This is a genomic window from Pannonibacter sp. SL95 (assembly GCF_026672425.1).
Taxonomy (GTDB): Bacteria; Pseudomonadota; Alphaproteobacteria; order Rhizobiales; family Stappiaceae; genus Pannonibacter.
The window spans coordinates 1,258,468-1,274,336 of sequence record NZ_JAPPRC010000003.1 but is presented as its reverse complement, the minus strand read 5'-3'; the positions used below and the strand labels follow the sequence as shown (position 1 = coordinate 1,274,336).

Below are 15,869 nucleotides of genomic sequence, written 5' to 3'. Positions count from 1 at the left end.
TCAGACCTTGGACAGAACCCAGGCCGCCATGTCGCGGAACACCTGACTTGCAGCCTGGTTCATCGCAGCGACCGCCTGATCGACGCCAACACCGCCGGCCGGAACGCTGGCCGTGAACACACGGCTGTCAACCGTGCGGCCATTGCGGTCATTGACCAGCTTGGCCGCGATCTCGACCACTGCACGATCCGCACCATCGACCTGTAGCTGGAACGCCCGCAATTCGGTCTGCAGCTGGAAGTCGATCAGCAGGCCTTCGCCGGGAAGTCCGACGCCCTTCAGGCGATTGGTGTTTTCCAGCGTCTGGACGAGCCCGGCCTGCACCACGTTCGACAGCTGGTCGGCCCAGGCGGCCTGCGAGAAGTAGCTGTAGGCAGGCCCCTTGTCGACGACGGCGATGTTCGAGGTGTCCAGCGCACTCAGCGCACGCGGTGCCGCAACAAGGATCTGGACAGAGCGCTTCTGGCCGGTTTCGAATTCCGACGGTGCCTGAAGCCCGTAAAGCGCATTTGGTGCCGTCGACGCGCAAGCCGACAGCAGCAGCGCGAGGCCTGCGCAGCCCGCAATCAACGTCCCGCGCGGGGATTGCCGTCTCATCGTCATGGCCTGCCTTGCCCGTTCACTCATTGCACTGGTCCTGTCCGTAACCGGTCTCACCGCCGCTGACCGCCGCCGAAGCGGGGCACGTCGTCGCCGCCGAAGATCACCCGGTTCGGTGCCCGGTCAAAATTGTCCACGGCCCGCTGGATTGCCGCGAAGGTGCGGTTGATCTGATCCAGCGTCGCAGCGAAATCGGTCGATCCCTGCTGCGCGAATTTGGTCAGGCCGTCGGCAATGCCGCCTGCCCGGCTCTCGAATGTCTCGGCGATCTTGCGGATGGCCGCAGCTGCCTTCGTCGCCTCGACAATCAGGCCTTCGCCATTGCCTTCGACCATGGAGTTGACGTTGTCCATCAACCCATTGAGCTTGCCGGAAGCGGTGTTGAGGTTCGCTGACACGACCTTCGCATCGGAGATGATCTGATCGACATCGCCGCGACGGCCCTGCAGATCCTTGGCCAGCGTTTCTATATCGGCAGCGGCGTTGCGGGCCGAGTTGACCGTCGCCGTGATGGCCTCACCCTGGCTGGCGAAGTCACCGACGACCTTGTCGACATTGGCCAGAATGCTGCTGACGCGCGCCGGATCGACGGACGCTACCACACCACCCGCGTTCTGGACGGTCTTCAGCAATTCGCTGACGAGAGCACGGCCTTCAGACATCAAAGTTGTGAAATCCGCCTCGCGGGAGCGAACGGTGTCCGTGATCTGGTCAAGGTTTTCCATGGTACCCGCCGTGGCGGAGATCACGCTGTCGATGTCCTTGGAGCGATCGCTGAGCACGGTTCCGAGCGCGCCCATCCCGTCGACAGCCTTGCCAACCGCTTCCGGCTTGACGGCCGCGACGACGGCCTCGACCTGGGCCAGAGAGCCATTGAGCCGTTCGGTGAACTGGTTCAGGTTCGCCGTTGCGGACTGGGCGTCCGCGACGATCTTGTTGATCTCCGGCCCGGCATCGCGCAGCGATTGGGAGAATGTGGTCACATTACCGACCAGTTCCTCGACCTTGTCGGATGGAACCGCGGCCAGAATGCGCTCACCTTCGACGACGAGGCCCTCCATCCGGCCCGCCAGCGACTTGAAGGCGGTCGTCGCCTCGCCAACCGAGGCCATGAATTCCTTAACGCCATCCGAGTTCTGCGCAAGCGCTGCAGAGAATGTCTCCACATTGCGCGCCGTTGCCGAAATGGCAGGCCGGTTTTCCTGAATTACCAGATCGATAGTCGACAGCGTCTGATCGGCTTTCTTCAGCACGTCGCGGCCATGATCGATGATGTCGTCAAAGAAAGAGCGGTCGGCGTAGATGACCGGTTCCTGCCCATTGGTATTGTCGAGAAGCAGCGTCGACGCGGAGGTGCCGCCTTTCAGATCGACATAGGCAACACCCGTCAGCCCTTGGAAACCAAGCGTTGCCTTGACATCCTTGCGCAGCGGCGCAGTCGGGGAGACGCGAATGGTCGCAATAACGATGCGTGGGTCCTTGGGATCGAAATCGAGCGTACCAACGTCACCGACCTTGATGCCGTTGAACAGGACCTGTCCACCGACCGGCAAGCCTGTGACCGGCCCAGGGAACACGACTTTCACGTTCACGCTCGACGAACTGTCGGACGTTGCCGCCAGCCAGTAGATGAACAGGAACGCAGCAAACAGCGCTCCGAGGACAAAACCGCCGATCAGGACGTAATTGGCGCGGGTTTCCATCTGACTTCCTTCAAACCCGGCGAAGGGCACGCTCGCCCCGGAAATAGGACTTAATCCAGGGGTAATCGCTCGCCATCATGTCTTCGATTGTTCCAGCCAACAAGACCCGGCGTTCGCCAAGCACTGCGATTCGATCGCAAATCGAATGCAGACTATCGAGGTCATGTGTCACCATGTAAACGGTAAGTCCAAGCGTTTCCCGCAACTTGGCGATGAGATTGTCGAATGCGGCGGCACCGATCGGATCCAGTCCAGATGTGGGCTCGTCGAGGAAAACCAGATCCGGATCCAGAGCCAGCGCGCGCGCAAGACTTGCGCGCTTGACCATGCCGCCCGAGAGCTCGGACGGGTACTTGTCGGCTGCATCGCGCGGTAAGCCCACCAGTTCGAGCTTCAGCCAGGCCAGCTCATCCATGAGCACCTGGGACAGGCCCGTGTATTCACGCATCGGCACCTGGATGTTCTGCTTCACGGTCAAGGACGAGAACAGCGCCCCTTGCTGAAACAGGACACCCCAGCGGCGTTCGATGTGGTTGCGCTGTGCCGGAGTAGCAGTGTCAAGATCCTGACCAAACACCTCAATCTGGCCGGCCCGGCGCGGGGTCAGCCCGAGAATGGTGCGCATCAAGACCGACTTGCCTGTGCCGGACCCACCGACGAAGCCGAGCACTTCCCCGCGATAGACATCGAGGTCGAGGTTTTCCAGGATCAGCTTGGAGCCAAAGCCCACGGTGACGCCACGGGCCGAGAGGATCACAGGACGTGCCTTGCCTGCTGCCGTCACGCTGCCATTTGTCGGTTCACTGGCGCTCACGACGGCCTCATACATTAATGGCAGCGAAGAAGATGGCGAAGAGACCATCGACGACGATGACGAGGAAAATGGCCTTCACCACGGACATGGTGGTGTGCTGGCCGAGCGAATCCGCCGAGCCGCCAACCTTGAGCCCTTCCACGCAGGCGATCAGGCCAATGATCAGCGCCATGAAAGGCGCCTTGACCATGCCAACGAGGAACGTCTGCAGGTTGATCGCGTCCTGCAGGCGCGACAGGAAGGCCTGCGGCGGAATACCAAGATAGGACCAGGAGACGAGGCCAGCGCCAGCGAGCGCCGCAATGTCCGAGACGAATGTCAAAACGGGGATCGCCGCCATCAGCGCCAGCAGACGTGGCAGGATCAGCACCTCGGTGACGTTGAGGCCAATGACATGCAACGCGTCGATCTCTTCCTGCATCTTCATCGCGCCGAGTTCAGCGGTGAAGGCAGAGCCAGACCGGCCGGCAACCATGATTGCAGTCAGAAGCACGCCGATTTCACGCAGGACCAGAACACCGGCCAGATCGACGACAAACAGATCAGCACCGAACTGGCGCAGATAGAAGCCGCCCTGCTGCGAAATGATAGCGCCAATCAGGAAGCTCATGAGTGCGACAATCGGAACCGCGCCAATGCAGGTCTTGTCGAACTGGACTGCAATGGCAATCCCGCGCAGCCGCTTGGGATGGAACAGCACCGTCGCAACGACCATGCTGAGCGAGCCCAGGATATGCAGCATTGCAATGAAGTCTTGCCACGCCTCGACAACGGATCGTCCCGTCAGCTCGAAGGCACGAACGATGGAAAAGCGGTGGACGTCCGGGACGAAGCCGGGCGGATGATGCGCATCCACTTCGTTCAGCAAGAGCCGGTGCTCATCGGTAAGACCTGCCAGCTGCACCCGCGTGCCGGCAAACTCGATCCGGCCGCGCAGCTTGTGCAGAACCCAGGCTCCTGCTGTGTCAAGGCGACCAATGGCCGAGAAATCGACCACGGCAACGACCGCATGCAGGTCAGTACAAAGCGGCTCGACCAGTGTTTCAGCAGCCATGGCCGAAAGAATGGTCCAGTCGCCTGACAACGACAGGATGACACGCTCCCCCTCATGCCGAAGGGCGCATCCAGGCTCGTTCAGTTGATTGAGAAAGGCCATGGCGCGGTGGCGAGCCCCTTGCCGCTGTGAAGGACAACCCCCTATACCTGAGAGGACCGCAGGGCGTCCAGCCACACTGGACCTGCAGCCTCGGCAAAGGCGGATACGACCATGGATATTGCAAACCCCTACCTGATGTTCCTCGGCGACGTGCCAGATGCGCTGGCCGCGAAAACCGCGCTCGGTGTCGTCGACTGGCGCCGCGACTGGTGCCTGGGCCAGAATCGCCTGCCCGGATGCCAGGCCGATGCCGGTCTTCCGGACATGTCCATCGAGGCAGCAGCAAAGGCCGGCGCGCGCACCATGATCGTCGGCGCGGTAAATGCGGGCGGCCGGTTGCCCGACCACTGGGTGGCCTCCATCGTCGCAGCCCTTAATGCCGGCATGGATGTCGCCAGCGGACTGCATGTGAAGCTGGGGTCGATCCCGGCCATTCGCGAGGCCGCCGAGCGCAACGGACGCAAGCTCTTTGACGTGCGGCACAGCAGCGAGACCTTCGCCACGGGCAAGGGCAACAAGCGCTCCGGCCGGCGGATCCTGACCGTCGGCACCGACTGTTCGGTCGGAAAGAAGTACACGGCCCTGGCAATGGAACGCGACATGCGCGAGCGCGGATATGCCTGTGACTTCAAGGCCACGGGCCAGACAGGCGTGTTCATTTCGGGCAGAGGCGTCGCAATCGACGCGGTCGTGGCAGATTTCATTTCAGGAGCAGTCGAATGGCTGTCCCCGGCCATGGATGAACGTCGGTGGGACGTGATCGAGGGTCAGGGCTCGCTGTTCCACCCGTCTTTCGCCGGCGTCACGCTGGGCCTGCTGCATGGCGCGCAGCCGGACGCCTTCATCGTCTGCCATGAGCCGACACGCCGGACGATGCGCGGCGTGGAAACACCCCTGCCCTCGATCCAGGCGGTGATCGATCTGACGATCCAGTGCGGCAAGCTGACCAATCCCGCCATTCGGTGCATCGGGTTGTCCGTCAACACGGCCGCGCTCGGCGACGCCGAGGCCCGGACCTATCTGGCAGACCTTGAAAAGAAATACTCCCTACCGGCAACCGATCCGGTTCGTTACGGCATGGGACCGGTGATCGACCGCCTCGCGACCGAGTTCGGAGGCGCATGATGATCCGGGTCGAGGTTACCCACGAGCGGTTCGAGATCGCCGGAGGTTTTACGATCTCGCGCGGCAGCCGAACCCATGCCGACGTGGTCGTCGTGACCCTGACTGACGGAACGCATGTGGGACGCGGCGAATGCGTCCCCTATCCGCGGTATGGCGAGAGCATCGACAGCGTCATGGAAGCGATCCGGCAGACGACCGCAACGCTTGACGGACGTCTCGACCGGCAGACGCTGGCGGCGCAGCTGAAGGCGGGCGCGGCGCGCAATGCCATCGACTGCGCGTTGTGGGACCTCGAAGCCAAGCGCAGCGGACGCCGCGCCGCGGATCTCGCCGGTGTCGGTCCACTGAGGCCCTTGATCACCTGCTTTACCTTGAGCGTCGGGACCCCGGATGCCATGGCCGAGGCCGCCCGCAAGGCAGCGGATCGGCCGCTGCTGAAGGTGAAGCTCGCCGGACCGGGCGATGCCGAGCGCATTGCAGCTGTGCGCGCGAATGCGCCCAGATCTCGTCTGGTGGTCGATGCCAACGAAGCCTGGACCGAGGACTGCTATGCCGAAAACATGGCCGCCTGTGCCGCAGCACAAGTCGAGCTGATCGAACAGCCGCTCCCCGCAGGCAAGGATGCAGCTCTAGAGATCTTGCCCCGGCCTGTCCCGGTTTGCGCCGACGAGAGCCTGCATGTGCGCGGTGACCTGCCCGCCATGCGCCAGCGCTACGACGCCGTCAACATCAAGCTCGACAAGGCCGGCGGGCTGACGGAGGCGCTCGCCCTTTATTCGGATGCGCGCGGCCTCGGCTTCAAGGTCATGGTCGGCTGCATGCTCGGCACGTCGCTGGGGATGGCCCCGGCGGTCCTGGTGGCCCAGCAGGCCGACTATGTCGACCTCGACGGACCGCTGCTCTTGTCCCAGGACCGGGCCGGTGGCCTGGTGTTTGAGGGAAGCACACTGATCCCGCCGGACAGTTCGCTCTGGGGTTGAGGCGTCAGGGAGCGTTGGCCGTTGCCAGCGTGACGCGCCTTGCAAGAACAAGCAGGGCGAGGACGCCCAGCAAAGACAGCCCGGCCATTGCCCAGAAGGCGTGCGCCGGAGCTTCCGCATAGAGGGGGCCGCTGCCCCAGGTGGCGAGCGCATTCAACAGGCCGATTGACGTGGCCATCAGGCTTTGCCCGGTCGCCGACCAGCGCGGCGGGACGATGCGGCCGAGCAGGCTGACCGTTCCCAGATGCACCGCCCCGAAACTGAGCCCGTGCAGCCCCTGCAGGGCGATGATGAAGGTCAGGTCTGTCGCCTGCGCAAACAATGTCCACCGCAAAATCCCGGCCAGCCCGCCGATCAGAATGAGCCGCAGCGGTGTGAACCAGGATGGCAGGCGGCTGGCGTAGATAAAAAGACAGATTTCCGTCACGACGCCCAGGGACCAGACCAGGCCGATCGCCGTGTCCGGAACGCCAGAGGCGCGCCAGAAGATGGTCGCGAAAGCATAATAGCCAGCATGGCTTGCCTGGATGAGGCCGATGCCACCGAGGAGAGCCAGGAACCACGCCTGCCGGAATACGACCGGCCGCTGTGCATCCTGCGCAGGAGTGCCCCCCTCCCGCGCGCCGGCTGGCGGCAAGGTGATGGCCACCACGGCGGTTGCCAGCAGGGACATCAGGATCGCAGAAAGATACGGTAGGTCAGTCGCGAAAGAGATGAGCCAGCCGCCGGCAAGATTGCCCGCGATGAAAGCCACCGACCCCCACAGGCGCATACGGCCGTACTGGCCGCCCGACTTGCGCACCACATCCAGCGCATAGGCATCCGCCAGGGGAATGATCGGAGCCCAGAAGATCATCAGGCCAGCCACGGCAATGAGCGTTGCGATGTAGCTGTCCGTTAACGCGAACAGCGCGAGGAAAACCACCCCAGCCAGCGAATAGAGAAAGATCGACAGTCTTCGACGTCCAGTCTTGTCCGAAAGTGAAGTCAGAATCGGTGCGGCCAGAATGCGAGCGAAGGTTGCAAGCGCCAGAGCGGTCGCAATTTCCGAAACGGAAAGCGCGCGATTGCTCAGGAGAAGCGGGAAAAAGGGCAGAAAAAGGCCAGACCCAACGAAGTGGGCCCAGAAAAGACCACTGACGCGTGTAGACAAGCCGGTTTGAATTTTTATCATGATCGGTGACCCAAGCGGTTCGGGCCTAAAGAGATGTTAACTGTTGAGGCCTAACTTTGCCTGAGAGTATCGGCGTTTGCGTCGAATCACGGGCCGAACGCGGCGAAGAGGACATCGAGACGTTTACGATGGCAGCAATCGAACCGCCAGTCCTGATCCAGGAAACCGAGTACACCGTTCTCGAGCAGACACTTATTGAGTCTGATCGTGGTCGCCGTTTTCTCGCCGAGTATCTGCGCCGGCATCGCAGCTCGGAAACAAACACCATTCTGGACGCAATCGGACGTCTGGAACGAGTGATGCACCGGGAACGCACCGTTCCCGATCTCAACCGCATCAAGCTTGATCTTGCAGACATGCAGGAGGCGATCGAGCGCACCAAGCGCGAGATCGCCAATATCAAGCTGGAAGAAGATGACGGCAACCGCTTCACCAATACATCCAGCGAACTCGATGCCATCGTCACCCAGACTGAACGGGCGACTCAGGACATCCTGGCTGCAGCCGAGCGCATCCAGGAACAAGCCTGGACCTTGCGCGAGAACGGCGCGGACGACAGCGTCTGCGACGAGATCGACGCCAAGGCGACCGAAATCTTCATGGCCTGCTCGTTCCAGGACCTGACCGGCCAGCGCACCCAGAAGGTCGTTCAGGTCATGCGCTACCTGGAAAGCCGCATCAACCTGATGATCGGCATCTGGGGCATCGCCGAAATGAAGGCGGAAGACAAGGCTGGTCCGGTCGACACGCGTCCGGATGCCCATCTGCTGAACGGCCCGCAGCTCGACGGCAAGGGCGTCAAGCAGAACGAAGTCGATGACATGCTGTTCATGTCGGCCGCAGCCACGCAAGCCGCCGAGCCCTTCGACATGGAATTCGTGCGCAATGACAATACTGCGCCCGAGGCCGATGAGCCGGTCAATATCACCACGTCGGCCAAACAGCTGGACGCTGCCACCATCGAGGCAATTTTCGATGAAACCGGCGACGACTTTGCCACGGCCGACGAAGACGACAGCGCCGATGAAGTGATGGACGCCGACAACATCGCGGCGCTCTTCGACACGGACACCTCGGGTGCCGATGCAGTCGAGGAAGCCTCGGCAGACGCAGCCTGGGAAGAAGAGGAAGTCATGGCAGCAGCAGATGGCGATGATCCGCTTGCCATGTTGTCCGAGAACGAACGCCAGGCTCTTTTCAGCTGAGACACGCCAATCCAGGAAGTTTTCAAGGCCCCGGTTTCCGGGGCCTTTTCACTTTGCTTTGGCCGTGAAAAAATCCCACCCAATCATCAAGCTTATTCTGAGATCAAAAAGGCGTTTTCGCTGTGGTTGCATAACCAGCGCATGTTGACGCGGCATTCTGCCAGAACGAATAATTCACTCTTATCTGCAAATCTACGGAGATAAACAGAACAAGCCCAAAGATCGGCGACATCACAGAGCAAGTGGGCCAATGCTCCTGAACCGTCTAGAACAACTTGCCAGAAACAGGGACGCGTCAGCACGATCCGAGCTGATCCGGACCCTGGGCGCCGAATTCTCCAGCCCGGCGAACCCGGATCCGTCTCCGATGGAGCGCGAGCTGTTTTCGGCCCTTGTTCTCGATGTCTTTCATCAGCTGGACCGACCGACACGTTTCGATCTGGTGGTGCGCCTCGCCAAGACGAACCGGATCACCTCCGCACTCGCGGATCGCCTGGCCCAGGAGGACTTCGAGCTTAGTGAGCCGGTGCTGGAGTTTTCACCGACGATCAGCACCACTGCCCTGCGTGAGATCGTCAACAACCGGTCCGACCGGCACCGGGCAGCGATCGCGCGCCGGAACGATCTGAGCGACGCGCTCGTCGACACGATGATCGCCAGGGCCAGCCGTCCGGTGACGCACATCCTGCTGCGAAACCTGAACGCTCCGTTCTCTGCCAGAGGCATCCTCGCCCTGCTGATCTTCGCCAATGTCGAGGAACCCGTTCTGGGCGGGATCGCCCTGCGTGCCCTTCAGGATCCCGGTTTTCATTCGGATCTGCAGACCATCATTGATGCGCAGTGTCCGCTTGTTCCGCCGGCACTGGCGCGCGCCATGGAAGAAGACGACCTGGAGCGGCTTGCCCGCAAGGCGAGCTCGGATGGCAAGACCGCGGACTTCGAAATCGACGGCCGTTCGGTGTCTTGCCACGAGGCCCACATCCAGATCGCGTCAGGCGAATTATCTTTCGATTCCATTCTTCTGACATTGATCGACCAGAACCGGCACGATGCCTGCTGCTGGCTGATCGCGCGCAAGATCAACATGCCCGAAAGCACGGTCACGAAAATCATCAAGTCCGATGCCGACAGCGCCGTCACAAACCTGATGCGGGACACCGGCATCGATCACAAGACCTATCGCAGGTTCCTTGAAGCGCGCTGCGTCTGGTTCAATCGCAGCCCGCGCACGATCCCGGACGAAATCCTTCGCTTCCGCACGGGTCGTCGGCTCGTCTTTGTCTAGGCTTCCCGCCCCGCTGTCCGTCAGACGTTGCCCGCGGATTGCGCTGCGCTAGCCCTGGAGCGCGCGCTGCATCATCGCCGGATCGACATTTCCACCCGACAGGACAATGGCAACAGGCCCTGTTCCGCCCGGCACCTTGCCGGAGAGCAGCGCGGCGAGCGCGACAGCGCCACCTGGTTCCACGACGAGCTTCAGCTCGGTAAAGGCAAAGGCCACGGCGGCGAGCGCCTCGCGGTCCGTCACCACGAGCCCTTGTGCCTTGCGGTCACTCAGGATGCCGAAGGCGGTTTCGCCGGGGCGGTCTGTCAGGATGGCATCGCAGATCGACCCGCTGGCGGCGGCATTGCCCTGGCGCGTCCCGCTTGCCAGCGAGCGGGCATAGTCATCGAAGCCCTCAGGTTCGCATGTGCAGACAAGGGCGTCCGGCGCGTCCTGCCCGACCCCGAGCGCAATGCCGCTGGTGAGCCCGCCGCCGCCCGTACAGGCGACGATCACGTCCGGAACCATGCCAAGCGCCTTTGCCTGGGCGGCAATCTCCAGCCCGACCGTTCCCTGGCCGGAGATCACGCCAGCATCCTCGTAAGGATGCACGAAGGTCGCTCCCGTGCGCTCGCAGATACCCGCCGCGATCTCATCGCGGTTGTCCACGCCGCGGCGATAGGTGATGACGTCGGCCCCAAGCGCACGCGTCCGCTGCAGCTTTATGGCAGGCGCATCTTCCGGCATGATGATCGTGGCTTTGAGCCCAAGGATGCGGGAGGCTTCCGCGACGCCCTGAGCGTGGTTGCCGGACGAACAGGCCACAACGCCCCGCGCCCGATCCTCAACCGGGATCATCGACACCCGGTTGAAGGCGCCGCGAAACTTGAAGGACCCCGTGCGTTGCAGCGTTTCCGGCTTCACCAGCACCGGACGCCCGACCACAGCATCAAGAACAGGAAACCGCAGCAACGGGGTGACCACGGCGTGGCCAGCAAGGCGCTTCTGAGCCGCAAGGATGGTCGCCAAACTCGGTGCATCTGTCATGTCTGTTCCTCCAAGGCCACCCCAAGGGCGTATCAGCACCGGAAGAAAGGAACAAGGCGAACAGGCTACTCTGGGCTACTCTGCAGCTGATGCCACGGCTGCAGCGGCAGCTTGCCTGCCCTTGCCGATCTCATGCGCCCGTTCGGCATTCTCAAGGAACTGCCGCGAGCTGTTCGCCCAGGAGTAGCCCTGCGCGACCTTGCGGCAGAAGTCCCGCGGGATATCCAACGCGGCCAGCGCTGCCTCTCGCAGATCGTTCGAGAGAACGCCGGCACCGCTCTCGCCGATGACATCCAGCGGCCCCATGACCGGATAGGCCGCAACGGGCACGCCGCAGGCCAGCGCCTCGAGAAGCACATTGCCGAACGTATCGGTCAGGGAGGGAAACACGAACACATCCGCAGCCGCGTAATGGCGCGCGAGGTCGGCGCCGAATTTCGCCCCCGTAAAGACCACGTCCGGGTAGGCCTTGCGGAGCGACTCAAGCTGTGGCCCCTCTCCAACCACGACTTTCGTTCCCGGCAAATCCAGATCGAGGAATGCCGTGATGTTCTTCTCGACCGCAACACGGCCGACATTCATGAAGATCGGACGCGGCAGATCCGCCGGCAGGACGGAGTCGCTGGACGGCTGGAACATCGTGTCATCGACACCACGCGACCAGCGCATCAGATGGGTAAAGCCCCGCGCGGTCAGATCGTCCTCAAGCGAACGCGTCGCCACCATGCAGCCTTGTCCGGCGTTATGGAACCGGCGCAGCCAGGCGTAAGTCCAGTCCAGCGGGACCGGCAGGCGGGCGGAGAGATACTCCGGGAAGCGCGTGTGGTAGCTGGTGGTAAAGACCTGGCCAGCCTTCAAGGCGACACTGCGCGCCAGAATGCCGAGCGGCCCCTCAGTGGCGATGTGCAGATGGTCGCAGCTGAACTGACGCATGATCCGCGCCACCCGCCCGCGCGTTGTCAGCGACAGGCGGATCTCCGGATAGGTCGGGCACGGCAGGGTGCGGAACAGCTGTGGCGTCAGGAACTCGACGCGCACACCCATGCGCTGCAGCTCTTCAGCCGTTCGCTCCAGCGAGCGCACCACACCATTGACCTGCGGATGCCATGCATCCGTCACGATGAGAACGGAGGTCATGCCGCGACGGGCTGCTCCTGCGCCGCCTCGTCCAGGGTTTCCGGCTTCGCGTGTTCCACCCATCGGATCACCTCGAAGGTTCCGTCATGATGCTCGGCAACAGCCGTGCAGCTCTCAACCCAGTCACCGGTATTGATGTAATGGATGCCATGCGTCATGTGGCTTGCAGCGTGGTGGATGTGGCCGCAGATGACGCCATGAGTGCCCTGGCGGCGCGCTTCGTCCGACAACGCTTCCTCGAAACGCCCGATGAAGCTGACCGCGTTCTTCACCTTGAGCTTTGCCCAGGCCGAGAGCGACCAGTAGGTCAGGCCGAGCCGCCGGCGCAGGAAGTTCAGGGTCGTGTTCAACCCAAGCGCAGCGACATAGGCCTTGTCACCGAAGAAGGCCAGCCACTTGGCATGGCGGATCACCACGTCAAACTGGTCGCCATGGATGACGAGATACTGCCGGCCATCCGCTGACGTATGCACGACACTGTCGGCAACCTCGACGCCGCCGAAATGCGTGCCAAGGAAATCGCGCAGAAACTCGTCGTGATTGCCCGGGATGTAAAAGATCCGGGCGCCCTTGCGGGCCTTGCGCAGGATCTTCTGGATCACGTCGTTGTGCGCCTGAGGCCAGTGCCAGGCACGCTTCAGCCGCCAGCCGTCGACGATATCGCCAACGAGGTAGATGGTTTCGGCGTCATTGTACTTGAGAAAATCAAGCAAGAGATCAGCCTGGCAACCCCGGGTACCAAGATGAACATCGGAAATGAACAAGGCCCGATAGTGCCGCGCTTCCTGTCGCGCTGTCATCGCCCGCACTCCACGTCAAAGTCGGGATCCTTAGACGCGATTCAGGTATCAGGAATATGACACATCTGCGGAAGTGGCGGTTTCCCGCCGCACTTGGCAGCTTCCCGGCTCAATTCAGCAAGCCATTATGACAACATACTTAACACTGGCCGTCCGGGCATGACGGCCCGGCAATAGAAAAAGGCCGGCGTGGTACGCCGGCCTTCTCATGATCCCGAAGGACTTCAGTCTCAGAGCTTGCCGCCCCAGCGATACCGGAAGGCCGCCGTGAAGATGTTGACGTTGCTGTCAACATTCGCGGTCAGACGGCCGACGGCCGGGTTGTAGTCCTGATGGCCGGGGCCGATGTTGATCTTGGTGCTCTCGGGAATGATGTGCGTGTAGCCGAGGTCGAGAGACATGTTCTCCATGACCTTGTAGCTCAGGCCCGCCGACAGCCAGTACCGGTTGTTGTCCGGAAGACGCGCAGAGCGGATCTTCTCGTCAATCGGCGACAGTTCGTAGGCGAGGCCGGCGCGCAGCGTCAGCTTCTCATTGTAGTCATATTCACCACCGAGGGCGAAGAACCAGCCGTCGTTGTAGTTGAACTTCAGATCCGGCGTCGCCATCGAGCCGGACTTCGGCTTGGTGTGGATCGTGCCCAGACGGCTCCAGTTCGTCCACTCGACCGTACCGGCAACCCGGAACGCATCGGTCACGCGCTGCTTGACCGAGAAGGTCAGCATTTCCGGGGTCATCGTGGATGCGGTGATGCCGGTCGTGGAGGCCGCGAACGGGGTGCCGGACGGCAGGGAGACGCCTGCCGGCTGAATGTATTCGCCATCCAGCTTGTGCGACACGGCGGAGCGGAAGCCGAGACCGAACTCGGTGCCGTCAGTCGGCTTGATGGTCACACCGGCGTTGAAGCCGAAGCCGATGTCGTCACCCTTGACCTCTGCGGTCTGGGCAGAGGACGACAGCGGGAATGCGGATTTCAGGCGGACCTGCAGGTACTGGATCTGAATGCCGGCACCAACGGAGATCATGTCGTTGATCTTGTAGCCCACGGTCGGGTTGAAGTTGACCGAGAACACTTCGGACGAACGGTTGTACCACTTGCCAGCCCAGTTCGGGTTCGGCTTGGTGGCAAGACCAAACGGCGCGGTAATCGACATGCCGACGAAGAGGTCGTCGTTGATCTTGTAGGCGTTGTAGCTCGCCGGGATCCAGGCGTCGGACCCGATGTCGCCCGTCTTGCCGGAGCCGGAGCCGATCCACGGAATAGCGCCCTTGGTGAAGGTCGCGTCCAGATCCGCGTTCGGGACAATGAACGAGCTGTGCGATTCAAAGGTGATGCCGTCGCCAGCGCCGGTGATGGTCGCCGGGTTCCAGAAGATCGAGGAAATGCTCGGGCCGGTGGTGCCATTACCGGCGAAGGACATGCCCTGGTAGTAGGCGCTCTGTTCGCGCAATGCGAAGCCACCGGCCTGTGCCTGGGTAGCCACCGCGATCAGGCTCAGCGCCGAGCCGCAAAGTGCAGCAGCCTTCAATGCACGGTTCATATCGAAGTTCCCTCCCAAAAACATTCGTGTCAGCCCTGCCTAGCTTTCACTATTGAAAACAGGATCAATAAAACCCGCGCCAAGTGCAATTGCGAAAATCAGCGAGGCAGCGCATCGGATTTGCATGTTGCAGTGCAAAAATGACCTGAACTTAACCGAGTATCGCAACGTCACCCCTTCCGATAACGTCAATTTCCACTTCTGGACGGCCATTCCGGCAGCCCGCAAGAACGACTACGCGTGAATGCCTACTTTTTAGGCAAATTCAACCAGACACAGAACCGACATATTTTCACCAACCGCGTTGCCAAACTGCAACATCTTGCAAGCGGGCAGAGTGGTCGAAAAACACAGGCGGTGGCCTTGCGCAAACGGGCGCTGCGTCGACAATCGCCGCCACGAGGGGCGCGGAGCGAAAATGCCCGTTCCTGACCAGGGAGATGCAGTTATGAAGCTTTGTCGATTCGGACCAGCCGGCGCAGAACGTCCGGGCATCATCGCGGCCGATGGCAGCGTGCGTGACCTCAGTGCACATATGTTGGACCTGGATGCCGATGCCTGGAGTGCTGCCAGCCTCGCCCGCCTGTCGGCGCTGGACCTCGACAGCCTGCCGCGCGTCGAGGGGGAAGTCCGGTTCGGGTCACCGATCCGCCGCCCCGGACACTTCATCGCCATCGGATTGAACTACGCCGATCATGCGGCCGAATCCGGAATGCCCGTGCCGGCCGAGCCGGTGGTGTTCTCCAAGGCACCCAGCTGCATCTGTGGTCCAGACGACGCCGTCATCATCCCCAAAGGTTCAACGAAGCTCGACTGGGAGGTTGAACTGGCCTTCGTGATCGGCACCCGGGCCTGGCAGGTCAGCGAGGCGGATGCCCTTTCGCATGTTGCTGGCTACATGATTTGCAACGACGTTTCGGAACGGGCCTGGCAGATCGAGGGGACCGGCCAATGGATCAAGGGCAAGAGCGCCCCGACCTTCGGCCCGCTCGGCCCGTGGATTGTGACCTCGGACGAGGTTCCGGACCCGCAGGCGCTTGATCTGTATCTCGATCTCAACGGCACACGCGTGCAGACCGGCAGCACCCGGACGATGATCTTCCCCGTCGCCACCCTGGTGCATTTCCTGTCGCACAAGATGGTGCTGGAACCCGGCGACGTCATCACCACGGGCACGCCTCCCGGCGTCGGCATGGGCAAGAAGCCACCAGTCTACCTGAAGGCTGGCGACGTGATGCAGCTTGGCATTTCCGGACTGGGCACGCAGCGCCAGACCGTTGTCGCTGATGCCTGAGCTGACGAAGGCAGGCGCTGCCAAGCGCC

General features: G+C 62.1%; 14 protein-coding genes. 5 read left to right on the top strand and 9 right to left on the bottom strand.

The window, feature by feature from the left end; genetic code table 11:
* Genes OVA12_RS06575 through OVA12_RS06560 form a run of 4 tightly spaced genes read right to left on the bottom strand, consistent with a single transcriptional unit; the run spans position 1 to position 4,273 of the window.
* A complete protein-coding gene (locus OVA12_RS06575; RefSeq protein WP_268135597.1) occupies positions 1-597 on the bottom strand; it encodes an ABC-type transport auxiliary lipoprotein family protein in 597 nt (198 codons plus the stop codon).
* Between the two features lie 56 nt (positions 598-653).
* Positions 654-2,303, bottom strand: a complete 1,650-nt coding sequence (locus OVA12_RS06570) for an MlaD family protein (protein WP_268135595.1) — start codon at positions 2,301-2,303, stop codon at positions 654-656.
* A gap of 10 nt (positions 2,304-2,313) precedes the next feature.
* The gene (locus OVA12_RS06565) at positions 2,314-3,087 is read right to left on the bottom strand and encodes an ABC transporter ATP-binding protein (RefSeq protein ID WP_442793851.1); all 774 of its coding nucleotides are present in this window, start codon (positions 3,085-3,087) and stop codon (positions 2,314-2,316) included.
* 37 nt (positions 3,088-3,124) lie between these two features.
* Positions 3,125-4,273 (bottom strand): ABC transporter permease, encoded by a 1,149-nt coding sequence (locus OVA12_RS06560; protein WP_268135591.1) that lies wholly within the window; start codon positions 4,271-4,273, stop codon positions 3,125-3,127.
* A gap of 111 nt (positions 4,274-4,384) precedes the next feature.
* Between OVA12_RS06560 and dgcN the strand changes: the two genes are divergently transcribed.
* Both dgcN and dgcA read left to right on the top strand, forming a co-directional pair.
* Positions 4,385-5,398, top strand: a complete 1,014-nt coding sequence (dgcN, locus tag OVA12_RS06555) for an N-acetyltransferase DgcN (protein ID WP_268135589.1) — start codon at positions 4,385-4,387, stop codon at positions 5,396-5,398.
* Positions 5,398-6,378 carry an N-acetyl-D-Glu racemase DgcA gene (gene dgcA / locus OVA12_RS06550; RefSeq protein ID WP_268135587.1) on the top strand — a complete coding sequence of 327 codons (981 nt, stop codon included), beginning with the start codon at positions 5,398-5,400 and terminating at the stop codon, positions 6,376-6,378. The genes dgcN and dgcA overlap by 1 nt, the downstream gene beginning before the upstream one ends.
* Positions 6,379-6,382: 4 nt before the next feature.
* On the opposite strand, the gene OVA12_RS06545 is transcribed toward dgcA, so the two are convergent.
* Complete coding sequence (locus OVA12_RS06545) at positions 6,383-7,552, bottom strand: MFS transporter (protein WP_268135584.1); 1,170 nt, start codon at positions 7,550-7,552, stop codon at positions 6,383-6,385.
* A gap of 128 nt (positions 7,553-7,680) precedes the next feature.
* Between OVA12_RS06545 and OVA12_RS06540 the strand changes: the two genes are divergently transcribed.
* Complete coding sequence (locus OVA12_RS06540; protein WP_268135582.1) at positions 7,681-8,757, top strand: protein phosphatase CheZ; 1,077 nt, start codon at positions 7,681-7,683, stop codon at positions 8,755-8,757.
* A gap of 367 nt (positions 8,758-9,124) precedes the next feature.
* Positions 9,125-10,042: a DUF2336 domain-containing protein gene (locus OVA12_RS06535; RefSeq protein WP_268135580.1), complete on the top strand. Its 918-nt coding sequence runs from the start codon at positions 9,125-9,127 to the stop codon at positions 10,040-10,042.
* Between the two features lie 48 nt (positions 10,043-10,090).
* On the opposite strand, the gene OVA12_RS06530 is transcribed toward OVA12_RS06535, so the two are convergent.
* The 4 genes from OVA12_RS06530 to OVA12_RS06515 form a co-directional block, all read right to left on the bottom strand.
* On the bottom strand, positions 10,091-11,068 hold the full coding sequence (locus tag OVA12_RS06530) for a threonine ammonia-lyase (RefSeq protein ID WP_268135578.1): 978 nt from the start codon (positions 11,066-11,068) through the stop codon (positions 10,091-10,093).
* A 75-nt stretch (positions 11,069-11,143) separates the two neighbouring features.
* Entirely contained in the window at positions 11,144-12,205 is a 1,062-nt protein-coding gene (locus OVA12_RS06525) for a glycosyltransferase family 4 protein (RefSeq protein ID WP_268135576.1), read from the bottom strand.
* A complete protein-coding gene (locus tag OVA12_RS06520) occupies positions 12,202-13,005 on the bottom strand; it encodes a UDP-2,3-diacylglucosamine diphosphatase (protein WP_268135574.1) in 804 nt (267 codons plus the stop codon). The genes OVA12_RS06525 and OVA12_RS06520 overlap by 4 nt, the downstream gene beginning before the upstream one ends.
* A 230-nt stretch (positions 13,006-13,235) precedes the next feature.
* Entirely contained in the window at positions 13,236-14,546 is a 1,311-nt protein-coding gene (locus tag OVA12_RS06515) for an OmpP1/FadL family transporter (RefSeq protein WP_268135573.1), read from the bottom strand.
* A 448-nt stretch (positions 14,547-14,994) separates the two neighbouring features.
* Here OVA12_RS06515 and OVA12_RS06510 point away from each other — a divergent pair, with 448 nt between their 5' ends.
* Positions 14,995-15,840: a fumarylacetoacetate hydrolase family protein gene (locus OVA12_RS06510; RefSeq protein WP_268135570.1), complete on the top strand. Its 846-nt coding sequence runs from the start codon at positions 14,995-14,997 to the stop codon at positions 15,838-15,840.
* Positions 15,841-15,869: the final 29 nt, after the last annotated feature.